This window comes from Agromyces terreus, assembly GCF_009749465.1.
Classification (GTDB): domain Bacteria; phylum Actinomycetota; class Actinomycetes; order Actinomycetales; family Microbacteriaceae; genus Agromyces; species Agromyces terreus.
The window spans coordinates 1-26306 of record NZ_WBIS01000015.1 but is presented as its reverse complement, the minus strand read 5'-3'; the positions used below and the strand labels follow the sequence as shown (position 1 = coordinate 26306).

Below are 26306 nucleotides of genomic sequence, written 5' to 3'. Positions count from 1 at the left end.
CCGATGCCGGATCTCGTGGGCCGGGCCATAGTCAGCGGCCGGGCCTTCGCGATACGTTCGAACACGGCGGTGCGATGCTGCTCCGCCTTCGAACTCTCCAGGGGGAACCGATGAGCGAGTCCGCATTCATTCCGAGATCCACGCCCGGGGTTCTGCCCCGGCCCGACTTCCATTTCGGCGGCCAGGTGGGACGAACCTATCTCGAGTCCGACCCGGCGACCTTCCCGCAGCCGGTGGAGGCGCCCGAGGGTGCGCCGAACATCGTGCTCATCCTGCTCGACGACGCGGGGTTCGGGCAGTTCGGCACATTCGGCGGCGGGGTGCCGTCGCCGACCATGGACCGCCTGCGCGACGAGGGGCTGCACTTCAACCGGTTCCACACGACCGCCCTGTGCAGCCCGACCCGCGCGGCCCTGATCACCGGCCGCAACCACCACTCCGCCTCGTTCGCGGGCATCACCGAGATCGCGACGGGCTACGACGGGTACTGCTGCATCCTGCCCAAGTCCACCGGAACCGTCGGTGAAGTGCTCCGGCAGAACGGCTACATGACGGCGTGGATCGGCAAGAACCACAACACGCCCACCTGGGAGACCAGTTCGGTCGGCCCGTTCGACCGTTGGGCGAACGGGTTGGGCTTCGACTACTTCTACGGCTTCAATGCGGGCGACATGAACCACTGGAATCCGCTCCTCTTCGAGAACCGCGACCTCGTGCCCGGATCGCAGGACCCCGACTACCACCTCACCGAGGACCTCGCCGACAAGGCGATCGACTGGCTCCGCCGGTCGGCGACGATCGCGCCCGACAAGCCCTACTTCCTCTACGTGGCGCCCGGCGCGACGCACGCGCCGCATCAGGTGCCCAAGGAATGGATCGACCGGTTCGAGGGCGAGTTCGACGACGGCTGGGACGCCTACCGCGAGCGCACGCTGGCCCGCCAGAAGGAGCTGGGCGTGGTGCCGCAGGACACGCAGCTCACCGAGCGCTCGGCGGGGCTGCCGGCATGGGACGAGCTCAACGACGAACAGCGCAGGCTCTACTCCCGCATGATGGAGGTCTTCGCTGCGTTCGGCGCGCACGCCGACCACCACATGGGCCGAATCATCGATGCGGTCAAGTCGCTGCCGAACGCCGACAACACGCTCATCATCTACATCGCGGGCGACAACGGCTCGAGCGCCGAGGGCGGCCTCGAGGGCTCGCTCTGCGAGAACATGTTCTTCAACGGCTTCCCCGAGAGCTGGGAGGACAACATCCTCGCGATCGACGAGCTAGGCGGTCCGAAGCACTTCAACCACTTCCCTGCCTCGTGGGCGCACGCGATGAACACGCCGTTCCAGTGGACGAAGCAGGTCGCCAGCCACTTCGGCGGAACGCGCAATCCGATGCTCATCTCCTGGCCCGACCGAATCACGGATGCCGGCGCACTGCGCGACCAGTTCCTGCACGTGATCGACATCGTGCCCACGATCTACGAGGTGTGCGGCATCACGCCGCCGACCGAGCTGAACGGCGTGCAGCAGAAGCCCATCGAGGGCATCAGCTTCGCCGACGCGCTGCTGTCGGGCGACGCGAAGGGCAAGCGAAGCACGCAGTACTTCGAGCTCGCGTGCAACCGCGGCCTGTACCACGACGGATGGATGGCGTCCGCGCCGTCGTTCGTGCCGTGGAACCCGAACCGGCAGGAGTGGGACCCCGACAAGGCGGTCTGGGAGCTGTACGACATCACGAAGGACTTCTCGCAGGCGAACGACCTCGCGGCCGAGCACCCCGAGAAGCTGCGGCAACTGCAGGACATGTGGTGGGTCGAAGCGTCGAAGTACAACGCGCTCCCGCTCGACTGGCGCGGCACCATCCGGATGAACGCCGAAGAGATGGGCCGCCCGAATCTGAACGCCGGTCGCACGAGCGTCACCTACTACCCGGGCACGATCGCGCTGCCGGATGCCGCGTGCCTGCCCATGCTGAACAAGTCGTGGATCATCACCGCCGACATCGAGGTGCCAGACGGTGCAGCCGACGGCATGATCGTCACCCACGGCGGGCTCGAGGGCGGGTACGGACTCTACCTGCGCGACGGCAAGCCGACGTTCGTGTACAACTTCCTGTCGGTGGAGCGTCCGACCGTGGTCGCGTCTGAGCCGCTGGCGCCCGGCCGCACGACGCTCGTCGTCGAGTTCGAGTACGACGGCGGCGGCATGGGCAAGGGCGCGACGGTCACGCTCTCGGCGGGCGGCGCCCAGCTGGCGCAGGCGCGACTCGATCGAACGGTGCCGATCCAGTTCGCGCTCGGCGAGGGACTCGACATCGGCATGGACACCGGTTCGCCGATCGACTTCACCTACCAGATGCCGTTCGCGTACACCGGCACGATCCACAGCGTGCGGATCGATCTCGAGACCGAGGCGCCGGTGACCGCCTGATCGGCGGACTTTCAGCACAACGGCTGCACGGATGCCGCGGGGTCGGCGCCATCGAACAGACGGCCCGCCCTGCGGCATCCGCTCAGCTGTTCACCCGGATGATCTCCTCCTGGTACGGCGCGACGACCGTGCCCGAGATGCGGCAGTCGAGCAGCAGGAACGGCCGCTCGGCGGCGGGCCGCGCCGCCCACTCGTCGAGCGCGTCGAGGTCGGCGAGCGTCTGCACGACGACGCCTTCGGCGCCGACGGCCGCGGCGAGGCCCGCGAACGACGTCTCGGGGATGAGCATCGGCTCGGGCGCGAGCCCCTTGAGGCCGTAGAGGTTGACCTCGGCGCCGTAGGCGGCGTCGTTCCAGACGACGGCGAGCCCGCGGCCGCCGGCCGAGCGCACGGCCGACTCGAGGTCGGCGAGGGCCATGAGCCCGCCGCCGTCGCCCGTGGTGAGGACGATCGTCGACGACGGTTTCGCCGCGGCGGCGCCGGGCACGCTCGGGAAGCCCAACCCGATCGACTGGAACGCCGTGCCGACCATGATCATGCGGTCGGGCGAGGCCACCGGCCAGTACATGTTCGCCCAGCCGATGAAGTGGCCGCCGTCGCTCACGACGACGCGGTCCTCGGGCAGCAGCTCGCCGATGCGGCGCGCGACGGCGCGCGGGTCGAGGCGCCCGTCGTCGGCGAGGCCGTCTTCGCGGGGTGCGGCCGGTTGCTCGCGAAGCGGGACGAGGTCGAGCGATTCCCGCCAGCCGGATGCCTCGGCGCCGAGTTCGTCGAGCGCGTCGACGATCGCCCGTGCCGCGATTGCCGCGTCGCCGCGAAGGTAGCCGCCGACGTTCGGATGCGTCGCCGCGGGCGCCACGTCGACCTGGAACACGCGCGTGCCCGGTGCGAAGAGGTCGCCGAAGCGCATCGTGAACTGGTTGAGCGACGCCCCGAAGACGACGGCGACATCGGCCTCGCGGACGAGTCCCATGGCGCCCTCTGCGCCGAACCCGCCGGTGACCCCGAGGTCGAACCGCGCGTCGGGGAAGACGCCTCGGCCGAGCGCGGTCGAGGCGGTCACGGCGCCCGTCGCGTCGGCGAGCTCGCCGAGCGCGTCGCCGGCGCCCGCGAGCCACGCACCCCGGCCGGCGAGCAGGAACGGGCGGCTCGCGCCCGCGAGCGCGGCGGCGACGTCGGAGATGACGGATGCCCCGAACGGCCCCGCCGGCTGCAACGGCGTCGGCAGATGCAGGTCGGGTGCGGCGGTGATCTCGCCGGCGTCGCGGGCGGCGACGTCGTAGGGGATCGCGAGCACGACGGGCACTCGGTAGGAGAGCGCGTGCTCGATCGCGAGCACGGTCGTGGCCGCGGCATCCGTTCGCCCGACCGTGTACGTGCGCGCGCCGACCGCCGAGGCGAGGGCGATCTGGTCGACGTCCCACGGCCGGCGGCCCGAGGTCGGCTCGTCGCCGACGACGAGCACGAGGGGCACGCGCGCCTGCGCGGCCTCGGCGAGGGCGGTGAGGGTGTTCGTGAAGCCCGCCCCGTAGGTGGCGGTCGCCGCGGCGATGCGGCCCGAGGCGCGGAAGTGCGCGTCGGCGGCGACCACTCCGCCCGCCTCGTGGCGCACGGCGGTGAACGCGACATCCGTCTCGCGCTCGATGGCGTCGAGGAAGTACGCGTTGCCGTTGCCCATGAGGCCGAAGACGTGGTCGAGGTGGGCGGCGAGTGTGTGCGCGACGTGCGCGGAGACGGTGGGCATGGCGAAGCCTTTCGAGACGGATGACGGAGATGGGGGTTTCCGTATGTGTCTCGCGCGGCCGGCGACTGGGTCGACCGGGCTTCGTGCCCCTTTTGCGAGCACCGGCGCCGTCGTGGCGCCTGGACGAGACGAGTATACGGGCGGTCGCGGCCCGCCCCGTCGCCGTGCGACCGCGCGTGCGGCAGGATGGACGCGTGAAGACCATTCAGCTGCGCCACTACACCCTCGTCGACGGAGAGTACGACGCCTTCCTCGAGTGGTGGCAGGGCGCGATGCCCGTCGTGCGTCCCGCCGCGGGGTTCACGATCGAGTTCGCCTACGGTCTGCGCGAGTCGAACGAGTTCTACTGGGCCGTGAGCGCTGAGGGCGATCGCGACGCGTTCCTCGCGCTCGAGCAGACCTATATGGCCTCCGACGCGCGTGCGGCGGCCTTCGAGGGCGTTCCGCAGCGCGTCGCGGTGCACGACATCCGCTTCGTCGACGACGCACCCGCGACAATGCCGACGACGCCGACCAAGCCGGGCACGACGGACTGACCCCGCCGTGAGCGACGACGCCCCGACGCTCGACGCGCGAGGCCGCCCGATGCCCACGGGGCGTCGTCGCTGGGTGGGCCTCTGGGTGCTCGCCTCGGCGCTGTCGATGATCGTGCTCGACGGCACGATCGTGGGCGTCGCGCTGCCCACGCTCATCACCGAGCTCGATCTCGACTTCAGCGATGCGCAGTGGGTGAACGGCATCTACTCGGTCGTGTTCGCCGCGCTGCTGCTCACGGCCGGCCGGCTCGGCGACCGGCTCGGCCGGCGGCGGGCCATGGTGTTCGGCATCGCCCTGTTCCTCATCGGCAGCCTGCTCGCCGCGCTCTCGACCTCGGGCAGCACGCTCATCATCGCGAGGCTCGTGCAGGGCGTCGGCGGCGCGTTCATCCTGCCGACGACGCTGTCGAGCGTGAACGCCACGTTCCGGGGCCGTGACCGCGCCGTCGCGTTCGGCGTTTGGGGCGCCGTGATCTCGGGCGTCGCCGCGCTCGGTCCGCTGCTCGGCGGTTGGCTGACGGACTCGTTCGGCTGGCAGTGGATCTTCCTCGTCAACCTGCCGTTCGGCGCGATCATCCTCGTCGGCACGTACCTCACGGTCGCCGAGACGCGGGCGACCATCACCGCCCCCGGCCTCGACATCGACGGGTTGCTGCTCTCGGCCATCGGGTTCGGCGCGCTCGTGTTCGGGCTCATCGAGGGCGGATCCCTCGGCTGGTGGGCGCCCGAACGCGAGTTCGAGTTCTTCGGCCTCGTCTGGCCCGCGGATGCCGCGCTCTCACCGGTTCCGATCATGCTCGCCGTCGGCGTGGTCGCCCTCGTGCTGTTCGTGCTGTGGGAACGCCATCGTGCGCACAACGGCCGGTCGGCGATCCTCGACGTGCGCCTGTTCGCCGTTCCGACCTTCACGTGGGGCAACCTCGTCGCGTTCTGCGTCGCCGTCGGCGAGTTCGGCATCCTCTTCGTGCTGCCGCTGTTCATCGTCAACGCCATGGGGCTGTCCACGCTCAGCGCCGGTCTCGTGCTCGCCGCCATGGGGCTCGGCGCGTTCGTGTCCGGGGCGCAGGCCCGCCATCTCGCGGCACGGTTCGGCGCGCCGACCGTCGTGCTCATCGGGCTCGGCATCGAGTTCGTCGGCGTCGTGATCGCGGTGCTCGTCGTGTCGCCCGACGTCTCGAGCTGGCTGCTCGCCGGCGTGCTCGCCCTCTACGGGCTCGGGCTCGGGCTCGCCTCGGCCCAGCTCACCGGCACTGTGCTCGCCGACATCCCGCCCGACCAGTCGGGGCAGGGCTCGGCGACGCAGAGCACCGTGCGCCAGGTCGGGTCCGCACTCGGCACGGCCGTCATCGGCGCGATCCTCGCCGCGGGCCTCGCACACGCGCTGCCTGCCCAGCTCGACGACGTCGACGAGCTCGACGCGGCCCAGTCGGCCCAGATCGTCGAGGTCACCGAGCAGACGGCGGGCAGCTCCATCCCGGCGCTCCGCGAGGCGGGCGACGAGAGCCCGCTCGGCCCGGCAGGCCCAGAGGTCGCCGACGCGCTCGCCGAGGGCATGGCGGATGCCGCGCGCTGGGCGCTCGGCGGGGCATCCGCGTTCCTGCTGCTCGGCGGCGTGTTCGCGGTGCGGCTGCGCGCGGCATCGCGGCGGAGCGCCGGGGCGGCGGCGCCGGCCTCGGAGTGACGCCGCCGGGTCCGGCACGCGTCGCCACGCGGCCCCGGGCGCGCGGCACAAGGCTCTGGCTCGCGCGCAGCACGACACGGCGGCGTCCGCGGCCATCCGGCGCGGACACCGTGTACAGCCGGTTCGACCGCGCGCACCCCGTACGATCGAAGCATCCCCTGAAGTGAACCGTGGCCGAAGCTGCCCACCCGCTCGCGCGGCCGCGCCTGACCCTGGTCGATGACGCCCGCGCGCTCGCGACCGAGAAGGAAGATCGTGAGTCTCGAGTTCGACGCAAGCCGTGCCCAGTGGATCGCCCGAGAGGAGCTCGCCGAGCGGATGATCCCGCTCATCGGCAGCCTCTACCGAGACCACGGGGTCGTGACGTCCATCCACGGGCGCCGCCTCATCAACCGGTCGCCGATCGAGCTGCTGAAGGCCCACCGCTTCGCGCGGCAGGCGGGCGACGTCGAGCTCGACCCCGCCGACACGATGCGCGTGCTCGAGGCGCTGCGCGAGATCGGCCCGGGCCCGGCCTCGGTCGACGTGGCTCGGCTGGTCGCCCGCCACGCGGCATCCGGAACCGACGTCGACGGCGAGCGGATGCCGCTGGCCGACTTCCTGCGCCTCGAACTCGCGCCCGTGGTCGCCGCCGACGGCGCCGACCGGCCCGCGCGCGAGGGCACCGACGTCGTGCTCTACGGCTTCGGCCGCATCGGACGTCTGCTCGCGCGCATCCTCATCGCCCACGCGGGCGACGCGACCGGCCTGCGCCTGCGCGCCGTCGTCGTGCGCAAGGGGTCGGCGAACGACCTCGTGAAGCGTGCGAGCCTGCTGCGCCGCGACTCGGTGCACGGCTCGTTCGCCGGCACGATCGAGGTCGACGAGGAGGCCAACACGATCCTCGCGAACGGCACCCTCATCCAGGTGATCCACGCGAACGACCCCGCGGCGATCGACTACACGGCGTACGGCATCCACGACGCGATCGTCGTCGACAACACCGGCCGCTGGCGCGACGAGGAGGGGCTCTCGCAGCACCTGCGCTCCACGGGCGTCGCGCGCGTGCTGCTCACCGCGCCCGGCAAGGGCGCGATCAAGAACATCGTGCACGGCATCAACGACGGCGACATCGAGGCATCCGACCGCATCCTCTCGGCCGCATCGTGCACGACGAACGCGATCACGCCCGTGCTGAAGGCCGTCGACGACGCCTACGGGGTCGAGCGCGGCCACGTCGAGACCGTGCACTCGTTCACGAACGACCAGAACCTCATCGACAACTTCCACGCGGGCGATCGCCGTGGCCGCTCGGCGGCGCTGAACATGGTCATCACCGAGACGGGGGCGGCCAAGGCCGTCGCCAAGGCCCTGCCGTCGTTCGCGGGCAAGCTCACCGGCAGCGCGATCCGCGTGCCCACGCCCGACGTGTCGCTCGCGATCCTGAACCTCCGCCTCGAGCGGCCCGCCGCGAAGGAGGAGCTGAACCGCTACCTGCGCCAGGTCTCGCTCACCTCGCCGCTGCGCCAGCAGATCGACTACATCGAGTCGCCCGAGGTCGTCTCGACCGACTTCGTGGGCTCGAGCCGCGCGGGCATCGTCGACGGCCTCGCCACGATCGCCGACGGCACCGACGCCGTGCTCTACGTCTGGTACGACAACGAGTTCGGCTACTCGTGCCAGGTCGTGCGCGTCATCGAGAAGATGGCGGGCACGCACCCCGTGGTGCTGCCCGTGCGCGAGCCGGTGATGCTCGCGTCGGTCGGCCCCTCCGTCGAGCCGGGCGACGCCGAGGCGGACGCCGAACTCGTCGCCGGCTGAGGCGCGCGCCTCCGAGCAGAGCGGATGCCGCGAGCCCACGTCGGCTCGCGGCATCCGTCGTCGTGGTTGCCGGATTCGGAGTTTTGGTCGACACGCCGCTTCGAGCGGTGTCGCGGCCGGCGTGTCGGCGAAAGTTCCGAATCGGCGACCGTGAGTGAGCGCGACGCGGGGAATCCGTGGGCGCGGCGGCCGGACGTAGGCTGGTGCCATGAGCGCCGAAGCCGTCATCGTCGATGTCATCCGCACCCCCGTCGGGCGGGGCAAGCCCGGCGGCATGCTCTCGGGCGTGCACCCGGTCGACCTGCTCGCGGGCGTGCTCGACACGCTCGTCAACCGCAACGACCTCGACCCGGGCCTCATCGACGACGTGATCGGCGGATGCGTCAGCCAGGTCGCCGAGCAGAGCTACAACGTCACCCGCAACGCTGTGCTCGCCGCCGGGTTCCCCGAGCACGTGCCGGGCACGACCATCGATCGCCAGTGCGGATCGAGCCAGCAGGCGGCGACCTTCGCAGCGCAGGCGGTCATGTCGGGCCAGGCCGACATCGTCATCGCGTGCGGCGTCGAGTCGATGAGCCGCGTGCGGCTCGGGTCGTCGACGCAGGGCGCCGACCCGTACGGCCCCCGCCTCGCCGCGCGCTATCCCGACGGGCTCGTCAACCAGGGCGTCTCGGCCGAGCTCATCGCCGCGAAGTGGGGCCTGTCGCGCGACGAGCTCGACGCGTTCGCGGCCCGTTCGCACGCGCTCGCCGCGGCGGCGGGCGAGGCCGGCGCGTTCGCGACCGAGGTCGTGCCCGTGCACGGCGTCGACCTGCCCGGCTCGCCCGGTTCGCTCGCCGACGAGACCGTGCGGCCCGGCACGACCGCCGAGGGGCTCGCGGGCCTGAATCCCGCGTTCCGCACCGACGAGCTCGCCGCACGGTTCCCCGACCTCGACTGGCGCATCACGCCCGGCAACTCGTCACCCCTCACCGACGGCGCGTCGGCCGCGCTCATCATGAGCGCCGACGCGGCATCGAAGCTCGGGCTCGAGCCCCGGGCCAGGTTCCGCTCGTTCGCGGTGGTCGGCAGCGACCCGCTGTACATGCTGACAGGCGTGATCCCCGCCACGGCGCGCGTGCTCGAACGCGCCGGCCTCGGCCACGACGACATCGACGCGTACGAGGTCAACGAGGCGTTCGCGTCGGTTCCACTCGCCTGGCTCGCCGAGACCGGGGCGGATGCCGCGAAGCTCAACCCGCGCGGCGGCGCCATCGCGCTCGGGCACGCGCTTGGCTCCTCGGGCACGCGTCTGCTCACGACCCTCGTCAACCAGCTCGAGGCCACCGGTGGACGCTACGGCCTGCAGACCATGTGCGAGGGCGGCGGCATGGCCAACGCCACGATCATCGAACGCCTCTGACGCCCGGCGGCCGGCCCTCGGCATCCGCTCGTCGCGCACCTGCTCCTCGCGCCTCACCCACCTCACCAACCTCACCCACGAAGGGACCACTCATGCAGCTGAACGGATCCGGCGCCATCGTCACCGGCGGCGCCTCGGGCCTCGGGCGGGGCACGGCCGCCGTGCTCGCCGCCGCCGGCGCCGACGTCGTCATCCTCGACCTCCCGGGCTCCCCCGGCGAGCAGACGGCCCGCGAGCTGTCGGAGGGCTCGGCGGGCAGCGTGCGGTTCGCGCCCGCAGACGTCACCGACGAGGCATCCGTGCAGGCAGCCATCGATCTCGTGCAGGAGCGCACGCCGCTGCGCGTCGCCGTGAGCTGCGCGGGCATCGCGACGGCCGGCCGCACCGTCGGCCGCGACGGGCCCCTCGCGCTCGACGCGTTCGAGCGCACGATCCGCATCAACCTCATCGGCACGTTCAACGTCGCCCGCCTCGCCGCCGCCGCGATGGCGGCGAACGACCCGATCACGGTGCAGTCGCTGCCGGGCGTGCCCGAGACCGCCGAACGCGGCGTCATCGTGAACACCGCCTCGGTCGCGGCCTTCGACGGGCAGATCGGGCAGGCCGCCTACTCGGCCTCGAAGGGCGGCGTCGCGGCCATGACCCTGCCGCTCGCGCGCGACCTGTCGAAGCTGCTCGTGCGCGTCGTGACGATCGCACCGGGCATCATGCAGACCCCCATGATGGCCGGCATGCCCGCCGACGTGCAGGCCTCGCTCGAGGAGCAGATCCCGCATCCCTCGCGCATGGGCACGCCCGCCGAGTACGCGGCGCTGGTGCGCCACGTCGTCGAGAACCCGCTGCTGAACGGTGAGACGATCCGCCTCGACGGGGCGATCCGCATGCAGCCGAAGTAGCGGCTTCGCACGAGCGAGCGGATGCCGCGGCATCCGCTCGCTCGTGCGTTTCCGGGTTCGGGCCGCTTACGGCTGCGTCGACTAGGGCCGCGTGCTGCGATTGCCCGGGAAGCTCAGCGTGCCCCGACCGCCGCCCTTGGCCGCCTTGACGATGCCGTCGATCGCGTCCCAGAGGCAGGCGCCGACGACGAGGGCGACGAACAGCACCGACAGCGCCCGGACCGCATCGGCATCGAGGTGCGGCGAGACGACGGCGAGGAACTCGTCGCTGAACAGCCGCCCCTCGACGAAGAGCCAGATCAGCGGCACCGCGAAGGCCGCGTTCAGCACGACGTTGACGACCGCGCTCGCCGGGCTCCAGTCGTTGCGGAAGATCCACACGGCGAACCCCGCCTCGAGCGCGATGAGCACGTACAGGTACGGGATCCAGAACGCCCACAGCTCGGGCGAGAGCAGCGGCACGGCGCTGCGCTCGCCGTCCTCCCACACGACGCCGAACTGCTGCCACAGGAGCAGGCCCGCGGCGATGCAGAGCCACACGAGCGTCGCGATGAGGTCGGCGCGGCGGTGCGGCCGACGCGACTCGGGCAGCTGGGGGAGCTGCTCGGGGGTCCAGGCGAGCGGGTCTGCTTCCGCCGAGCCGCGCCCGTCTGCGGCGGCGCCCGTGCCCGGCCACTGCCCGCTGCCGGCGCGCTCGATCAGGGCGAACACGAGCGTCAACCAGAACGCGAGGTGCACGGCCACGGTGACGCCGATGCCGATCGCCTGGCCGACGACCTCCCAGCCGCCGCCCGCGATGACGAGACCGAGCGCCGAAGCCGCGGCGGCCGTCGCCGGAATGAACGACTCGAGGAAGATCAGCAGCCGCCGCCAGACGAAGTAGTACCGCGGGCCGATGAGCATCGGCGGTCGGTCGCTGTAGCTCGCGGCGAGCGTCGCGGGGTGGCCGAGCTCGACGAGCGCGTCGCGCTCGGCCGACTCGGGATCGGAGGCGCCCGACTCGATGCGGGCGTCGATCGTGTCGGCGATGCGCTCGGCGAGGTCGCGCGAGAGCTCCTCGCGCTGCGATTCGGGCACGCTGCGGGCCGCGGCCCATACGTAGCGCTCGGTCAGGGTGGTCATGATGCGTCTCCCGTGAGTCCGGTGAGGGCGTCGTCGATGCGGCGCCAGTCGGCCATGAGCGCGGCGGCGAGTCGTTCGCCGGTCTGGCTCGTGCGGTAGAACTTGCGTGGCCTGGCCTCGTCGGTGTTCCACTCGCTCGTGAGCAGCCCCTGCTTCTCGAGCCGACGCAGCAGCGGGTACAGCGTGTTCGCGTCGACGAGGATGCCGAGGCCGTTCAACGACTCGAGCAGCGCGTACCCGTAGTCGGGGGTGCGCAGACGCTCGAGGCAGGCGAGCACGACGGTGCCGCGCCGCAGCTCCTGCAGGTGCGCGGCCGTCGTGTCGTCGGGTTGGTCCATGCTCCACACGATACTGTGTCACGCACACTATTGCAACCGACACCTCATCGTGTGCCCGCCCGTCCGCCCGCCCGTCACTCTTCCCTCTCGCAATTCAGGAGCGGAGTCGTGTCGCGGCCCGTGCTGCCGCATGCGGCGGGCGACACGCCGGGTGCCGTCCTGAATTGGCAATCCCGTCGGGCGGGTTGGGCCGGGTGCCGTCCTGAATTGGCAATCCCGTCGGGTGGGTTGGGCCGGGTGCCGCGCTGAACTGGCGAGCGCGAGCGCGACGGCGAGCGCTACTGCCCCGCGTGCGCCTCGAGGAACTCGTAGACCTCGGCGTCGTCGACGCCGGGGAACGTGCCCGACGGCAAGGGGGAGAGCACATGCGCGTGCAGGCGCGCGCTCGGCCAGGCGCGGCCCGCCCAGCGCTCGGCGAGACCGCCCGGCGCCCGGCGGCAGCACGCCTCGTCAGGGCAGGTCGACGCCGCCCGCAGCGTCGTCTCGCGCCCGCGGAACCACTTCGCCTGCGCGAACGGCACCCCGACCGAGATCGAGAACTCCGCGGCATCCGTTCGGCCCGTCTGCGTGGCGCACCAGAACGTGCCCGCGGGGGTGTCGGTGTACTGGTAGTTCTCGGTCGTGCGGTTCGTGTGCTCGAACGCCGAGCGCGCGCTCCACTTCTTGCACACCCACTGGCCCTCGATCGAGCCCGTGACGTCGGTGGGCAGCGGCAGGCCGTCGTTCTCGTACCCCTTGAGCAGGGCGCCGTCGCCCGCGACGCGGAGGAAGTGCACGGTCATGTCGAGATGCGACGTGCCGAGGTTCGTGAAACGCAGCGCGGCCGCCTCGTGCGTGACGCCGAACGCGTCGCGGAAATCCTCGATGGCGAGCCGCTTCTCCTTCTTGGCCTGTTGGAGGAAGGCGACGGATGCCTCGCGCGGCATGAGGCACGCGGCGGCGAAGTAGTTGATCTCGAGGCGCTGCCAGAGGAACTCGTCGTAGCTCGCGGGCGGCTGGTGGCCGAGGAGTCGGTGCGCCATGGCCTGCAGCGCCATCGAGCGCAGGCCGTGGCCGCCCGGGATCGACGCCGGCGGGAGGTAGATGCGCCCGTTCTCGAGGTCGGTGATCGACCGCGTCGAGTCGGGCAGGTCGTTGACGTAGATGAGCTGGAAGCCGAGCCGCTCGGCCATGACGCTCACCTCGCGGTGCGTGACGGCGCCCGCGCGATGGCCCGCAGCGCGCACCTGCTCCTCGGCGAGCTGCTCGATGTCGGGCAGGTAGTTGGCCTCGGCGCGCATGCGCTCGCGCAGATGCGTGTTGGCGCGCCGCGCCTCCTCGGGCGTGGCGATCGCCTGGCTGGCGCGCCGCTGCAGCTCACGGTGCAGCCCGACGATGGCCTCCAGTGCCTCGTCGGAGATGCCGCGACCCGGTCGGATCGGCGGCAGGCCGAGGCTCGCATAGAGGGGGCTCGTCTGCGCGCGGCCGAGCTCGAGCTCGAGCGCCGCCCTGGCGCTCGGCGCCTCGGGCGAGAGCAGGTCGCCGAGGGCGATGCCGAACGCGCTCGCGAGCGCGTCGAGCGTGGAGAGCTTGGGCTCGCGCTTGCCGTTCTCGATCAGCGAGAGCTGCGAGCCGGCGAGCCCGACGGCCTCGCCGGTCTGGTCGAGGGTCATGCCGCGCTCGCCGCGGAAATGGCGGATGCGCTGACCGAGGGTCGCGAGATCGGGGGTTCCGGCCTTCATGCCTTAAGCCTATCGAAAGAAGGCCCATTCTTAACAGTCGAATTGGCCAACGAGACGTCCCATTTCGACGCATTCTTGAAACACGAACCGATTCCGAGGCTCGCGACCCGCGAGAACGGACCCACCAGAAGGGACGACGATGACCATCTCCGAGTTCGCCGGCACCGAGGCATCCGTCGAGGCATCCGGCTTCGAGGCACCCGTCGACGCCACCGTCGAGGCATCCGTCGGTGCCACTGGCTCCGCTCCCGCGCAGGGCACCGTCGATCCCGACCTGCGGGCCTGGGTCGCCGAGATCGCCGCCCTCACCAAGCCCGACGCGATCGTCTGGTGCGACGGTTCGAAGCACGAGGCCGACGTGCTCACGAAGCAGCTCGTCGCCGAGGGGCGACTCATCAAGCTCAATCCCGAATGGCGCCCGAACAGCTACCTCGCGCGCACCGACCCGCGCGACGTCGCCCGCGTCGAGGACCGCACCTTCATCTGCTCCACCTACGAGGAGGACGCCGGCCCCACGAACAACTGGCGCGACCCCAAGGCGATGCGCGGCGAACTCGACGACGTGTTCGACGGCTCGATGAAGGGCCGCACCATGTACGTCGTGCCGTTCTCGATGGGACCGCTCGGCGGACCGATCAGCCAGCTCGGCGTCGAGATCACCGACTCGCCCTACGTCGTGCTCTCGATGGGCATCATGACCCGCATGGGCGAGCAGGTCTACCGCCTCATCGAGGCCGGCGACCCGTGGGTGCGCACCGTGCACTCCGTCGGCCACCCGCTCGTCGACGGCGTCGGACACCGCGTCGCCGAGGTCGACTGGCCCTGCAACGAGACCAAGTACATCGTGCAGTTCCCGGACTCGCGCGAGATCTGGTCGTACGGCTCGGGTTACGGCGGCAACGCCCTGCTCGCCAAGAAGTGCTTCGCGTTGCGCATCGCGAGCGTCATGGCGCGCGACGAGGGTTGGCTCGCCGAGCACATGCTGCTCATCAAGATCACCTCGCCCGAGGGCAAGGCGTACCACGTCGCCGCCGCGTTCCCGTCGGCGTGCGGCAAGACGAACCTCGCGATGCTCCAGCCGACCATCCCCGGATGGCGCGTCGAGACCATCGGCGACGACATCGCGTGGATGCGACCCGGCGCCGACGGCCGCCTGTACGCGATCAACCCCGAGGCCGGCTTCTTCGGCGTCGCCCCCGGAACGGGCGCCTCGACGAACCCTACCGCGGTCGAGACGCTCTGGGGCAACACGATCTTCACGAACGTGGCGCTCCGACCCGACGGCGACGTCTGGTGGGAGGGCCTGACCGACGAGGCGCCCGCCGAGCTCACCGACTGGGAGGGCAACCCCTGGACGCCGGCATCCGGTCGCCCGGCCGCCCACCCGAACTCGCGCTTCACGGTCGCCGCTGCCCAGTGCCCGCAGATCTCCGACGACTGGGACGCCCACGACGGCGTGCCGATCGACGCGATCCTCTTCGGCGGACGGCGCGCGACCAACGTGCCGCTCGTCGCCGAGGCGCGCAGCTGGAAGCACGGCGTCTTCATGGGCGCCACGATCTCCTCCGAGAAGACGGCCGCGGCTGAGGGGACCGTCGGCGAACTCCGCCGCGACCCGTTCGCGATGCTCCCGTTCTGCGGCTACAACATGGCCGACTACTGGAGCCACTGGGTCAAGATGGGCCGCGTGCTCGGCACGAAGGCTCCGAAGATCTTCCAGGTGAACTGGTTCCGCAAGGGCGACGACGGCTCGTTCCTCTGGCCCGGATTCGGCGAGAACTCCCGCGTGCTCGAGTGGATCGTCGGCCGCGTCGAGGGCGGCGCAGACGTCGTCGAGACGCCCATCGGCCTGCTTCCCGCGTCGGGTTCGCTCGACCTCGACGGACTCGAGATCACGGATGCCGCGCTCGAGCAGCTCTTCGACGTCGATCGCGACTCGTGGCTGGCCGAGTGCGACCTCACCGACGAGTACTTCGCGCAGTTCGGCGACCGCGTGCCGGCCGCCCTGCGCGCCGAACTCGCAAGCCTGCGCTACCACCTGGAACACCGGGCGTAGCGCGCTCGGGGTCGTGCGGTGCTCCAAGCGCACGGCCCCTCGTTGGGATGCCCCGGTGGGCGCGTACGGGAATGCGCGCCTGTCCGGGGCATCCGTCTGCCCGCGGCACGCGCTTCCCAGTTCTGCGCACACCTTCGCGTTCCCACCGAGTCGCCCGATTGCGTCCACAGTCGGGCAACTCGCGCCGGGCGCGGGCGCGGCCACTGCGCAGGACCGCGTGCATGCCGAGGTCACGCTGCAGGCCGCCATCCTCGCGATCGGAGGTGTGCTTCGACGAGGTCGAGCGTCGCTTCGAGCGAGGCGAAGTTGCCGGCGTTGACGCGAAACGCCGCCCAGCCTGCACGCTGATACCGGTTGAAGCGTGTGAGGTCGTGGGTCCATTGCCCTCGATCGGTGCGGTGGTGGTCGCCCTCGTACTCGAGCAGCGTCAGGTACTCGGGGAACGCGAGATCGGCGTGCCCGACGAGTTCTCCGGTGTCGTCGTGCACAGGATGCTGGACCGTCGGTGTCGGCAGTCCACGCGCTACGAGCGCCGCTCGCAGCCTGGTCTCGCGACCTGAGTCGGCACACGACTCGAGCTTCGCCAGAGCCGCCGCGGCGTTGCGCGTGCCGCGGCCCTTCCACCCGGCGACGGCGCGAACGAGTGCGTCGGGTTCTGCGAGCGGTGCCCGCCTGCTCAGGAGGCGGTCGCCCGCAACGATCAGGTCGTCGACGGAGGACCCGGTCGCAGCGAGGTCGAGCCACGTCCTGATGGGGGCGGTGATGGGCACGCCGAAGCGGGCGATCGCCTCACCGTTGCGCAGCCTGAGCGAATGGCCGCGGAGCCCAGCGGCATGCGGTGCTCTTCGCGGGGCCAGGACCGAGAGGTGGATCGGCTCGTCTTCGGCTCGGTCGAGGTGGAATCCCCAAAGGTGGGCGGCCGTCGCATGGCTGACGAAGACGCCGTCGCCGAGCCGGCGCACGAGGAGCAGACTCCGCGCACGCGTGTCCAGGATGGTGCCCGCCTCGATGCGAGTGCCGGTGTACGGAGTCGAGAGGTCGCGTGCGCGGAGACGACCATAGGTAACACCGGATGCCTCGGCTTCGGCAACCGTGAATCCGGCGCGTCGGAGCGCGGCCGGGAGCTTCGAATGTGCGGTCACGCTCAGAGCCTGCTGCGTTTGCCGGGGTGCCCCGCGACTCGGACGGCCGATTGGGGAAGGATGCTTCCGCCAACGGCCTGTGGAGATGCAGTGGCCTGCTCGAGTTGCCCCGCTTTGGACGAATGTGGGCGACTCGGGGAGCGTGCGGGCGCTGGTGGTGCCGAGTTGCCCGGTTTTGGACGAATGTGGGCGACTCGGGGAGCGTGCGGGCGCTGGTGGTGCTGAGTTGCCCGGCTTTGGACGGAAGTGGGCGACTCGATGAATGCCAGTGCTCGCCGAGCCCGAGCGCGAGCCCGAGCGCGAGCCCGAGCCCGAGCCCGTGCGCGAGCCCGTGCCCGCGGGTCAGACGAGCAGCTGGTGCTCCGCGAGCTCGCGGTACAGCGGCACGGACGCCACGAGCTCGGCGTGGGTGCCTTCGCCGACGACGCGCCCGCCGTCGAGCACGACGATGCGGTCGGAGTCGATCACGGTCGAGAGGCGGTGCGCGATGACGATGAGCGTTCGCCCGGCTGAGACCTGGTCTATGGCCTCGCGCATCATGCGCTCGTTGACGCCGTCGAGCGAGGAGGTGGACTCGTCGAGCAGCAGGATCGGCGGCGCCGCGAGGAGCGCCCTCGCGATGGCGAGGCGCTGGCGCTCGCCGCCCGAGAGCATGATGCCGTCGTCGCCCACGGCGGCCGAGAGGCCGGCGGGGTCGCGGTCGAGCACGGATCCGAGGTTGACGGCGCGCAGCACGTGCTCGCACTCGTCGTCGGTCGCGTCGGGGCTGCCGAGCAGCAGGTTCTCGCGCAGGGTGCCCGCGAGCACGGGCGCGTCCTGTTCGACGTAGCCGATCTGCGCGCGGAGTTCGGCGCGGTCGAGCGAGCGCAGGTCGAGGCCGCCCATGCGCACGGTGCCGATCGACGGGTCGTAGAACCGCTCGATGAGGGCGAGGATCGTCGACTTGCCGGCGCCGGACGGCCCGACGAGCGCGATGCGCTGCCCGCGGGGCACGTCGAAGGAGACGCCGCGCAGCACGGGCTGCCGATCGGTCACCGACGGTTCGTTCGCCGCGGCGTCGTCGGATTCGTTGCCGGGGTCGGCGGGGTCGGTGCGGGTGGTGGCGTAGGCGAAGTGCACGTCGTCGAGGCTGATCGCCGCGGCATCGGGCATGACGCCGGCGTTCGCGTCGCCGACCATGAGGGCGAGCGGGGCGAGGTCGCGGTCGTGGGCGTCCTCGTCGGGCAGGTCGAGGATCTCCTGGATGCGGCCGAGGGCGCCGAGCGCCTGGTTGACCGAGGTGATCGCGCCGAAGAACAGGCCGAGCGGCATGATCATCATGAAGAGGAACAGAATGAACGCCACGAGGTTGGCGACGGTGATCGCCTCGGATGCCACGCGGTAACCGCCCACGCCGAGCACGACGAGGAACGAGACCTGCATCGCGATGCCCGCGACGGGCACGATGAGCGCCGAGATCTTCGCGACGTTGACGCCCATCTGCCAGGCGCCCTCGGCCTCGCCGTCGATGGTGCGGCCCTCGCGTTCGGTGGCGCCGGCCGCGCGGATGGTGCGCACGGCCCCGATGGCGCGCTCGACGGAGGCGGCGACGTCGCCGACCTTCTCTTGTGCGGCCTGAGATGCGCCGCGCACGCGCTGCGACAGCAGCACGACGGTGACGACGGCGACGGCGATGACGAGCACGGTGAGCCCGAGCAGCACGGGGTCGATGATGAGCATCGCGATGAGCGCGCCGATGAACGTGACCGTGCCGCCGATGGCCTCGACGAGGCCCTGGGTGAGCACCGCGCGGAGCATCGTCGTGTCGCTGCCGACGCGCGAGACGAGGTCGCCCGTGCGGCGCGTGTCGAACTCGGCGATCGGCAGGCGCAGGATCTTGGCGACGAGGCGCTTGCGGCTGGAGAGCACGATGCCCTCGCCGGTGCGCTGCAGGAGGTAGTGCTGGTAGCCCGAGATGACGCCGCTCACGATGACGAGCACGATGAGGGCCCAGACGATCCAGTCGAGCGGCTGGCCGGCTTCGACGATGGTGATGACGCGGCTGACGAGCAGCGGCTGGGCGAGGGTCGTGAGCGCGCCCACGATCGACAGGGCGGCCACCCAGACCAGCACCGGCCGGTGCTCGAAGATGAAGGGCAGCAGTTGCGAGAACGAAGCGCGCGGCCCTTCGGTCTTCGCGGGGCGGGCGAACGGGCTGCGTCGGGGGGCGGTGCGGTGCTGGGTCTGGCTCATCGTCTCTTCCTGGGCGGTGCGGCGGAGGGCGATGCGGTGCAGCTCGATGCGACCGGGTTCCGCGGCGTTCGCCCGGAACAGCCTACGTCGCTCAGCTGCGACCGTACTTCTTGTGCACAGCCTGCTTGGAGACGTCGAGCGCGAGGGCGATGAGCTGCCAGCTCGACCCTGCCGCCCGTGCACGCCGTACGGCGACGGCCTCGGCCCGGTCGAGCTCGCGGTTCACCTCGATGCGGGCGTGGTGCAGCGCGCGCAGGGCGCGGTAGGGGTCGTCGCCGTCGGCCGCGGCGATCGCCGTCCGGATGGTCGTGTCGTCCATGCCGTCAACCGTAGTTGACACGTGGAAGAACGTCAACTCACATTGACGAGTCGGAGGAGGCGGCCGCGTGCGCTCCCGGACTTCCGAGCACGGATGCCGCGGAGCGATGCCCCGCGAGGCACGCCGTCTCGGCATCCGCACCGTGCAGCCTCGCCGCGAGGAACCCGGCGGCGAACGCGTCGCCCGCGCCCGTGAGGTCGCGGATGCCCGTGACGGGTTCGACGTCGACCCGGGCCGAGAGCCGCCCGTCGACGATGACGTCGGTGGGCAGTGCGCCGTGCTTGACGACGACGGTCGGGGCGACGGATGCCGCGACCCGGCCGCCGTCCGTCAGCCCGAGCAGTGCCGCCTCGTCCTCGTTGGCGAAGAGCACGTCGGGCCGGATGCCGCGGACGAGGTCGAGGGCGAACCCCACGCCGAGCCCCTCGAGGAGCCCGGTCGAGGAGGCGTCGATCGAGACCTCGGCGCCGGCGGCGCGGGCGGCCGCGGCGAGCCGGGCGAGTTCGCCGCGCATCGGCTCGCGTTCGAACCCGTAGGCGGGCAGGTGCAGCAGCCCGACCTCGTCGAGCCACGCGGCGTCGACCCCCTCGAGCTCCGCGGAGGCGCCGCGGTCGGGGTACATGGTGCGCTCCCCGTCGACGTCGATCAGCAGCACGACCGTGCCGGTGCGTCCGCCGCGCTGGGTGCGCACCTCGACCCCGCTCGACGAGAGCGCGGCGACGAGCGCGTCGCCCGCGGCATCCGCCCCCACCCGGCCGATGAAGCGCGTCTCGACGAAGCCCGCCGCGAGTGCGGCGACGTTCGCGGCGCTGCCGCCCCTGGCGCGGAACACCCGCGCGGCGGTGTCGGTCGCGCGGTGCACGGGTTCGCTCGCCCAGACCACGATGTCCTCGACGAGGTCGCCGGCCACGGCGAGCCGCCCGGTCGGCCGGCCCTGCCGAGCGTCGGCGCCGACCCCGTCAACGGGCGACGGCACGCGCGATCTCCGCCCCGAGCGCGACATTTCCGCGGTACACCTCGAGGTTCACCTCGAGACTCGCGCCGCCCGTCGCCCGCTGCACGTGCTCGAGCAGGAACGGCGTGGTGTCGTGCCCGACGACGCCCTGAGCGGATGCCGCGGCCAGCGCCTCGGCGAGCACGCGGTCGTGGAACTCGGGGTCGAGCTGCCTCGCGGCCTCGACCGGGTTGGCGACGAGCACCGCCTGCGGAAGTCCGAGCTCGTCGCGCGCGTGCGCGAGATCGGCCGCCTCGGCCGGGGACTCGATGCGGTAGTCGAGCGAGAAGCCGGAGTCGGTCACGTAGAACGCCGGGTAGCGGTCGGTGCGGTAGCCGACGACCGGGATGTTCAGCGTCTCGAGCCGTTCAAGCGTCGCCCCGATGTCGAGGATCGACTTGACGCCGGCGCTCACGAGCGTGATCGGCGTCGTCGCGAGCGTGCCGAGGTCGGCGGACTCGTCGAAGGTCTCGGACGCCCCGCGGTGCACGCCGCCGAGTCCGCCCGTCGACATGACGCGGATGCCGGCGCGGTGCGCGAGCCACGCCGTCGCCGCGACGGTGGTGCCGGCGTCGAGCCGCTTCGCGCGGGCGATGGGCAGATCGCGCACGCTCGCCTTCACCACGCCGTCGGCGGTGCACAGCCGCTCGATCTCGTCGGGGGAGAGGCCGACGACCGCGACCCCGTCGACCACGCCGATCGTGGCCGGCTCGACGCCGAGCTCGCGCACCTGCTGCTCGGACGCGAGGCCGACCTCGAGGTTGCGCGGCGACGGGAGGCCGTGCGTGAGGATCGTCGACTCGAGCGCGAGCACCGGGGCGCCGCGTCGGAGAGCCTCGCGCACCGCCTCGCCGATGCGGATGCCGCGGATGCCGTCGATGCCGCGGATGCCGGCGTCGTCGTCGCCGTCGTCGTCGCGTTCTGGGTGCGTCTGCATGCCCGTCATCGTAGGAGCGCCCGCCGACGCCTGAGCGGAGGCCCGCCGCCCGGCATCCGACCGGTGTTTCGGCGTGTGACGTGGGTGTTTCCGCGTGTGACGCCGGCCCCGCGACATCCGCGGATCGCGAGCGTAACGTGGCCGCATCGAACCCCGAGGAGCCCTCATGCCGCACCGCGAGCCGCACGCCGTCACCCCCGCCACGGGCGAGGCCACGGGCATGCGCGGCTGCGAGCGGGCGGCCGGGTGCACGAGTGAGCGGGCCGGGCACGGCCTCAACGCCGTGCAGGAGCGGCTCGCCGCCGTCACCGCGAGCCGCTGGATCGACGCGATCGTCACCTCCGTCGACACGACGACCGGGTACGCCTGGATCGCGACCCTCGACGGCGGCATCCGCCGGGTGTGGCAGCACGACGCGTTCGGCGGTGCCCTCGCCGTCGGCGACCCGGTCGCCCTGCACGGGGTCTACGGGGTGCTCGCCGCGGGCGACCGGCGCTTCAGCGTCGCCGACGCCTGACCCGCGCGGCACAGGCTCGGGCGCGGCGGCGCCCGCGGCTCGCGGCACAGCGCGCGGCGCGGTTCACCCCATGGGCATCGCGTCGCGCATCATGCCCGACATCTTCTCCATGGTCGTCACGAGTTGATCGCACGCCATCGCGCACATGCGGCAGTGCTCGCTCATCTCGGCGTGCATCATGCACTCGGCCGAGCACGCCCGCGCGGTCGTGGCCGTCGCCTGCATCATCGACATCATCACGGCCATGTCCCAGCCGCGCGTGCGCAGCATCATCCGCATCATGGCGTCGCACACGTCCGCGCAGTTCGAGCACATCGACGCGCAGCGCCCCATGCCCTCGGCGGCGTCGGCATCGGCGCACATCACGCAGGCCTGCATGCACGCCGAGAGGGCCTCGAGGCACTCCTGCATCATCATCGGATCCATGCCGTCCATCGGCATCTCCGACGACGACATGGCGCCCTTCATCATGTCCATCGTCATGTTCATCGCATCGCTCGCTTCCGGGGCTGCGAGTGCCGGCCGGCGGCGGCGGATGACTCGGCTGCCCTGCTCGCGGCCATGCTACGCCGGGGCCGACCCCGCGTGAAGGGCCGTGCGTGACGTTCACGTGAACCCTCGGTCACGTGCCTGGCCGCACTGCCCCAGCCCGCATTGCCCCAGCCCACCCTGCCCGGCCGGCCCGTCCGGCCGAGTCGGGCCGCCCGGCCCGCCCGACCCAACCGCCCGACCGAGTTGCAGGAACTTCCGACCAACACGCCGCGCCGCGGCATCCGCACCCCGGCGCGTCGGCCGAATCTTCCTGCAGTGTCGGGGCACAGATCCCGGGCGCCGACGGAAGAGGGGCGGATGCCGCGGCATCCGCCCCTCAGAGGGTCACCGGATGCCTCGGCATCCGCTCGCTCGTGACGTGTCAGGCGTCGAGGTCGACGTCCTTCGTCTCCTTCGACAGCAGGAGCGCGATGAGCGTGAGCACGGCCATGACCGACAGGTAGACGCCGACCCAGAACGGGCTGCCGTCACCGGCCTGCCACAGGGCGACCGCGATGAACGGCGCGACCGCCGCGCCGAGGATCGACGACACGTTGTACGAGATGCCCGAACCCGTGTAGCGCACGTTCGTCGGGAACAGCTCGGGCAGCAGGGCGCCCATCGGGCCGAACGTGAGGCCCATGAGCGAGAAGCCCACGACGAGCCAGATCATGACGCCCGCGAAGCCCGCGTTCAGCAGCGGCACCCAGAGCAGGCCGAACACGATGATGCCGAGCGTGACCCAGATGAGCGTCGTGCGGCGGCCCCAACGGTCGGCGAGCGGGCCCGACACGAGGGTGAACACGCCGAAGAACAGCACGCCGCCGATGAGCATGAGCACGAACGTCGAGTACGAGTAGCCGAGGCCGGGCAGCGCGCCGTCGGCGGCCTCGACGGGGGCGCGGCCGTAGCTCAGCGAGAACGTGGTCATCAGGTAGAAGAGCACGTAGGTGGCCAGCATGAAGAACGTGCCGAGGATGAGCTGCTTCCAGTAGCTCTTGAACACCGTCGCGAGGGGAAGCTTCTTCAGCTTGCCCTTGGTCGCGGCCTTCGTGAACGCCGTCGACTCCACGAGGCGCAGGCGCACCCAGAGGCCGACCGCGACCATCACGACCGAGAACAGGAACGGGATGCGCCAGCCCCAGTCGAGGAACGCCTGCGACGGCATCGACGGGTCGTCGCTCGGCAGCACCGCCGCGATGACGAGGAACAGCCCGTTGGCGATGATGAAGCCGATGGGCGCACCGAGCTGCGGGAACGTGCCGTACCAGGCGCGCTTGCCCTTCGGGGCGTTCTCGGTCGCCACGAGCGCGGCGCCCGACCACTCGCCGCCGAGCGCGAAGCCCTGCGCGATGCGGAGGATCACGAGCAGCAGCGGAGCGAGCCAGCCCACGAGCGCGTACGTCGGCAGCACGCCGATGAGGAAGGTCGCGATGCCCATCGTGAGCAGGGCGCCGACGAGGGTCGCCTTGCGGCCGTGCTTGTCGCCGAGGTGGCCAAAGACGACCGCGCCGAGGGGGCGGGCGACCATGGCGGCGCCGAAGACGGCGAACGAGGAGAGCAACGCCGTGGTGGCGTCGCCCGTCGGAAAGAAGAGGTGCGGGAAGACGAGCACCGCGGCCGTGGCGTAGACGTAGAAGTCGTAGAACTCGATCGTCGTGCCGATGAGGCTCGCGAGGATCACGCGACTGCGCGGATTGGCGGGGGTGGTCGAAGCGGGGGATGCGGCCGTGGCCGCGGATGGTGCTGGCATTGCTGGCGAGACTCCAGTGCAGTGATCGAACGCGCGCCGTCGGGCGGTCGGTCTGGCCGTGCTCGCGGGACGCGGGGGAATCGTCGCTTGTGGCAACCGATCCAGCCTACGCGCCGCCGTTCGGGCGGGCACGCTGGGCGGGCGCCGTCGGCGCGGAATGCGACGAACGGCGGGATCGGTGCGACGAGCGGCGGATGCCCCGCCCCGGCGTTACCGCCAGAGGACGGCGATGCCCGCGTTCACGAGCGTGAGCACGCCGATCGACCAGAAGAGCGCCGGCGGAACCGAACCGTTGCGGCGCTGACGCGCGGAGCCGATGCCGAGCAGGGCGCCGATCGCGAGCAGCACGACGAGCTTCACGCCGATCTTGACGTAGTTCATGTCGTACGAGATGCCCCACGGGGCGGCCAGCGCGAGGCCCGCGACACCCGCGATGAGCAGGCCGTAGCTCATGAGGCGCGTCACCTTGTACCGACGGTTGACGGCTTCGACCGCCCATGCGCCGAAGAGCAGGGCGAAACCGACGAGGTGGACGAGCAGAACGACGTGGCGCAGGGTCTCCATGGGCACGATTCTATGTTCTACGGCTTGTCGAAGTCGACCGTCGAACGATTGAGCCGGTCGAGGAGCGAAGCGTCTCGAGACCTCCTCCCGTCGGTCGAGGGGCGAAGCGTCTCGAGACCTCCTCCCGTCGGTCGAGGGGCGAAGCGTCTCGAGACCTCCTCCCGTCGGTCGAGGGGCGAAGCGTCTCGAGACCTCCTCCCGTCGGTCGAGGGGCGAAGCGTCTCGAGACCTCCCGTCGGTCGAGGAGCGAAGCGTCTCGAGACCGCTCAGGTCGGGTCTCGAGACGCTCCTTCGTCGCTCCTCGACCGGCGAGCGCTCCTCGACCGGCGAGCGCTCCTCGACCGGCGAGCGCTCCTCGACCGGCGAGCGCTACTCGACCGACGGCGAGACGGCGCGGATCGCGCCGAGCGCGCGCGCCGTGGCGAGGGCGGCCTCCGCAGCCTCTCGACCCTTGTCCTCCTTCGACCCCGGCAGCCCCGAACGGTCGATCCCCTGCTGTTCGTCGTCGAGGGTCAGCACGCCGAAACCCACGGGCTTGCCCGTGTCGAGCGCGACCCGCGTGAGCCCGTCGGTCGCGGCCGCCGAGACGTACTCGAAGTGGGGCGTGCCGCCGCGGATGATCACGCCGAGCGCGACCACCGCGTCGGCGCCCGCCTCGAGCACCGCCTTCGACACGACGGGCAGCTCGAAGCTGCCGGGCACCCGCACGAGCGAGAACGAGGCGCCGGATGCCTCGAGCGTGCGCGTCGCCCCCGCGATGAGGGCGTCGGTGATGACGTCGTGCCAGCTGCCGGCGACGATGACCACGTGCAGCCCGGCGCCGTCGATGTCGAGGGTGGGGGAGCCTGCTCCGCTCATGATGCGTGTCCTTCCAGGAGTGCCTCGGCCGCGGCATCCGCGAGCTGGGCGTCGTCGATCGCGTGGCCCATGCGGCGACGCTTGGTGTCGAGGTAGCCGGTGTTGACGGCACCGACGCCGACCACGAGCGGCAGACGCTCGTCGACCCGGATGCCGTGCGACTCGAGTTGTCGCACCTTCTCGGGGTTGTTCGTGAGCAGCCGCACGTGGTCGACGCCGAGGTCGGCGAGGATCGCGCCGGCCGCACGGTAGTCGCGCGCATCGGCCGGCAACCCGAGGGCGACGTTGGCGTCGAGGGTGTCGAGCCCCGCCTCCTGGAGCCGGTACGCCCGCAGCTTGTTGATGAGGCCGATGCCGCGGCCCTCGTGCCCGCGCAGGTAGACGACGACGCCGCCGTGCTCGCGGATCTCGCCGAGCGCCGCGTCGAGCTGCGGCCCGCACTCGCACTTCAGGGAGCCGAACGCCTCGCCCGTGAGGCATTCGGAGTGCACGCGCACGACCGCGCCCGCGGCATCCGCTGCCGGCTCGCCGGAGATGATGGCGACGTGGTCGGCGCCCGTCTCGCGGTCGCGGTATGCGCGCACCCGGAACTCGCCGTGCACCGTCGGGAGGGTCGTCTCGACCTCGAAGAGCACCCGCGACGACTCGGCAACCCGGGCCGGAACGACGGTGTGCGCGTCGACGGCGTCGGCGCCCCCCGCCGGGGCGCCCGCGCCGGCGCCCGCGCCGGCGCCCGC

At 71.5% G+C, this 26306-nt stretch carries 22 protein-coding genes; 8 read left to right on the top strand and 14 right to left on the bottom strand.

Annotation, left to right across the window (positions count from 1 at the left end; all coding sequences use genetic code 11):
• Positions 1-185 precede the first annotated feature (185 nt).
• The gene (locus GQQ92_RS15830; protein WP_197738299.1) at positions 186-2426 is read left to right on the top strand and encodes an arylsulfatase; all 2241 of its coding nucleotides are present in this window, start codon (positions 186-188) and stop codon (positions 2424-2426) included.
• 82 nt (positions 2427-2508) lie between these two features.
• Here GQQ92_RS15830 and GQQ92_RS15825 read toward each other — a convergent pair whose 3' ends face one another.
• A complete protein-coding gene (locus GQQ92_RS15825) occupies positions 2509-4170 on the bottom strand; it encodes a thiamine pyrophosphate-binding protein (protein WP_157000269.1) in 1662 nt (553 codons plus the stop codon).
• A gap of 194 nt (positions 4171-4364) precedes the next feature.
• Here GQQ92_RS15825 and GQQ92_RS15820 point away from each other — a divergent pair, with 194 nt between their 5' ends.
• The 5 genes from GQQ92_RS15820 to GQQ92_RS15800 all read left to right on the top strand — a co-directional run bounded on the left by GQQ92_RS15820 (position 4365) and on the right by GQQ92_RS15800 (position 10485).
• Positions 4365-4706 carry a hypothetical protein gene (locus tag GQQ92_RS15820; RefSeq protein ID WP_157000268.1) on the top strand — a complete coding sequence of 114 codons (342 nt, stop codon included), beginning with the start codon at positions 4365-4367 and terminating at the stop codon, positions 4704-4706.
• A gap of 7 nt (positions 4707-4713) precedes the next feature.
• Entirely contained in the window at positions 4714-6387 is a 1674-nt protein-coding gene (locus GQQ92_RS15815) for a DHA2 family efflux MFS transporter permease subunit (RefSeq protein WP_308206771.1), read from the top strand.
• 255 nt (positions 6388-6642) lie between these two features.
• Complete coding sequence (locus GQQ92_RS15810) at positions 6643-8187, top strand: glyceraldehyde-3-phosphate dehydrogenase (RefSeq protein ID WP_269149188.1); 1545 nt, start codon at positions 6643-6645, stop codon at positions 8185-8187.
• Between the two features lie 208 nt (positions 8188-8395).
• Entirely contained in the window at positions 8396-9589 is a 1194-nt protein-coding gene (locus GQQ92_RS15805; RefSeq protein WP_157000266.1) for a thiolase family protein, read from the top strand.
• 92 nt (positions 9590-9681) lie between these two features.
• Positions 9682-10485 carry an SDR family NAD(P)-dependent oxidoreductase gene (locus GQQ92_RS15800; protein ID WP_157000265.1) on the top strand — a complete coding sequence of 268 codons (804 nt, stop codon included), beginning with the start codon at positions 9682-9684 and terminating at the stop codon, positions 10483-10485.
• An 81-nt stretch (positions 10486-10566) separates the two neighbouring features.
• On the opposite strand, the gene GQQ92_RS15795 is transcribed toward GQQ92_RS15800, so the two are convergent.
• The 3 genes from GQQ92_RS15795 to GQQ92_RS15785 all read right to left on the bottom strand — a co-directional run bounded on the left by GQQ92_RS15795 (position 10567) and on the right by GQQ92_RS15785 (position 13666).
• The gene (locus GQQ92_RS15795; protein WP_157000264.1) at positions 10567-11607 is read right to left on the bottom strand and encodes a permease prefix domain 1-containing protein; all 1041 of its coding nucleotides are present in this window, start codon (positions 11605-11607) and stop codon (positions 10567-10569) included.
• Positions 11604-11945 carry a PadR family transcriptional regulator gene (locus GQQ92_RS15790; protein WP_157000263.1) on the bottom strand — a complete coding sequence of 114 codons (342 nt, stop codon included), beginning with the start codon at positions 11943-11945 and terminating at the stop codon, positions 11604-11606. Before GQQ92_RS15790 ends, GQQ92_RS15795 begins: the two co-directional genes overlap by 4 nt.
• A gap of 278 nt (positions 11946-12223) precedes the next feature.
• Positions 12224-13666 (bottom strand): helix-turn-helix domain-containing protein, encoded by a 1443-nt coding sequence (locus GQQ92_RS15785; protein WP_157000262.1) that lies wholly within the window; start codon positions 13664-13666, stop codon positions 12224-12226.
• A 139-nt stretch (positions 13667-13805) separates the two neighbouring features.
• Here GQQ92_RS15785 and GQQ92_RS15780 point away from each other — a divergent pair, with 139 nt between their 5' ends.
• The gene (locus GQQ92_RS15780) at positions 13806-15722 is read left to right on the top strand and encodes a phosphoenolpyruvate carboxykinase (GTP) (RefSeq protein ID WP_157000261.1); all 1917 of its coding nucleotides are present in this window, start codon (positions 13806-13808) and stop codon (positions 15720-15722) included.
• A 230-nt stretch (positions 15723-15952) separates the two neighbouring features.
• Here the strand turns inward: GQQ92_RS15780 and GQQ92_RS15775 are convergent, their stop codons facing one another.
• From GQQ92_RS15775 to GQQ92_RS15755, 5 genes are all read right to left on the bottom strand, one after another.
• Positions 15953-16864: a hypothetical protein gene (locus tag GQQ92_RS15775; protein ID WP_157000260.1), complete on the bottom strand. Its 912-nt coding sequence runs from the start codon at positions 16862-16864 to the stop codon at positions 15953-15955.
• Positions 16865-17206: 342 nt separating this feature from the next.
• The gene (locus GQQ92_RS15770; RefSeq protein WP_157000259.1) at positions 17207-19096 is read right to left on the bottom strand and encodes an ABC transporter ATP-binding protein; all 1890 of its coding nucleotides are present in this window, start codon (positions 19094-19096) and stop codon (positions 17207-17209) included.
• A gap of 91 nt (positions 19097-19187) precedes the next feature.
• On the bottom strand, positions 19188-19415 hold the full coding sequence (locus GQQ92_RS15765; RefSeq protein WP_157000258.1) for a hypothetical protein: 228 nt from the start codon (positions 19413-19415) through the stop codon (positions 19188-19190).
• Between the two features lie 37 nt (positions 19416-19452).
• Positions 19453-20391, bottom strand: coding sequence for a carbohydrate kinase family protein (locus GQQ92_RS15760; RefSeq protein WP_232057751.1), 939 nt, complete (start codon positions 20389-20391; stop codon positions 19453-19455).
• A complete protein-coding gene (locus GQQ92_RS15755) occupies positions 20375-21346 on the bottom strand; it encodes a pseudouridine-5'-phosphate glycosidase (protein WP_157000256.1) in 972 nt (323 codons plus the stop codon). Before GQQ92_RS15755 ends, GQQ92_RS15760 begins: the two co-directional genes overlap by 17 nt.
• Before the next feature lie 166 nt (positions 21347-21512).
• Here GQQ92_RS15755 and GQQ92_RS15750 point away from each other — a divergent pair, with 166 nt between their 5' ends.
• Complete coding sequence (locus tag GQQ92_RS15750; RefSeq protein WP_157000255.1) at positions 21513-21863, top strand: hypothetical protein; 351 nt, start codon at positions 21513-21515, stop codon at positions 21861-21863.
• A 63-nt stretch (positions 21864-21926) separates the two neighbouring features.
• On the opposite strand, the gene GQQ92_RS15745 is transcribed toward GQQ92_RS15750, so the two are convergent.
• The 5 genes from GQQ92_RS15745 to ribA all read right to left on the bottom strand — a co-directional run.
• Positions 21927-22346 carry a hypothetical protein gene (locus tag GQQ92_RS15745; RefSeq protein ID WP_232057750.1) on the bottom strand — a complete coding sequence of 140 codons (420 nt, stop codon included), beginning with the start codon at positions 22344-22346 and terminating at the stop codon, positions 21927-21929.
• Positions 22347-22776: 430 nt separating this feature from the next.
• A complete protein-coding gene (locus GQQ92_RS15740; protein WP_157000254.1) occupies positions 22777-24147 on the bottom strand; it encodes an MFS transporter in 1371 nt (456 codons plus the stop codon).
• A 210-nt stretch (positions 24148-24357) separates the two neighbouring features.
• Complete coding sequence (locus tag GQQ92_RS15735) at positions 24358-24711, bottom strand: Fe-S protein (protein ID WP_157000253.1); 354 nt, start codon at positions 24709-24711, stop codon at positions 24358-24360.
• A gap of 369 nt (positions 24712-25080) precedes the next feature.
• Complete coding sequence (gene ribH, locus GQQ92_RS15730) at positions 25081-25569, bottom strand: 6,7-dimethyl-8-ribityllumazine synthase (protein WP_157000252.1); 489 nt, start codon at positions 25567-25569, stop codon at positions 25081-25083.
• A partial coding sequence (gene ribA, locus GQQ92_RS15725; RefSeq protein ID WP_232057749.1) for a GTP cyclohydrolase II occupies positions 25566-26306 on the bottom strand: 741 nt, incomplete at its 5' end. The genes ribH and ribA, both read right to left, overlap by 4 nt.

Coding starts and splice junctions, on each gene's coding strand:
- ribH (WP_157000252.1), bottom strand. CDS start 25,569: ATGAGCGGAGCAGGCTCCCCCACCCTCGACATCGACGGCGCCGGGCTG.
- GQQ92_RS15805 (WP_157000266.1), top strand. CDS start 8,396: ATGAGCGCCGAAGCCGTCATCGTCGATGTCATCCGCACCCCCGTCGGG.
- GQQ92_RS15740 (WP_157000254.1), bottom strand. CDS start 24,147: ATGCCAGCACCATCCGCGGCCACGGCCGCATCCCCCGCTTCGACCACC.
- GQQ92_RS15825 (WP_157000269.1), bottom strand. CDS start 4,170: ATGCCCACCGTCTCCGCGCACGTCGCGCACACACTCGCCGCCCACCTC.
- GQQ92_RS15765 (WP_157000258.1), bottom strand. CDS start 19,415: ATGGACGACACGACCATCCGGACGGCGATCGCCGCGGCCGACGGCGAC.
- GQQ92_RS15790 (WP_157000263.1), bottom strand. CDS start 11,945: ATGGACCAACCCGACGACACGACGGCCGCGCACCTGCAGGAGCTGCGG.
- GQQ92_RS15800 (WP_157000265.1), top strand. CDS start 9,682: ATGCAGCTGAACGGATCCGGCGCCATCGTCACCGGCGGCGCCTCGGGC.
- GQQ92_RS15735 (WP_157000253.1), bottom strand. CDS start 24,711: ATGGAGACCCTGCGCCACGTCGTTCTGCTCGTCCACCTCGTCGGTTTC.
- GQQ92_RS15745 (WP_232057750.1), bottom strand. CDS start 22,346: ATGACGATGGACATGATGAAGGGCGCCATGTCGTCGTCGGAGATGCCG.
- GQQ92_RS15795 (WP_157000264.1), bottom strand. CDS start 11,607: ATGACCACCCTGACCGAGCGCTACGTATGGGCCGCGGCCCGCAGCGTG.
- GQQ92_RS15780 (WP_157000261.1), top strand. CDS start 13,806: ATGACCATCTCCGAGTTCGCCGGCACCGAGGCATCCGTCGAGGCATCC.
- GQQ92_RS15785 (WP_157000262.1), bottom strand. CDS start 13,666: ATGAAGGCCGGAACCCCCGATCTCGCGACCCTCGGTCAGCGCATCCGC.
- GQQ92_RS15755 (WP_157000256.1), bottom strand. CDS start 21,346: ATGCAGACGCACCCAGAACGCGACGACGACGGCGACGACGACGCCGGC.
- GQQ92_RS15750 (WP_157000255.1), top strand. CDS start 21,513: ATGCCGCACCGCGAGCCGCACGCCGTCACCCCCGCCACGGGCGAGGCC.
- GQQ92_RS15770 (WP_157000259.1), bottom strand. CDS start 19,096: ATGAGCCAGACCCAGCACCGCACCGCCCCCCGACGCAGCCCGTTCGCC.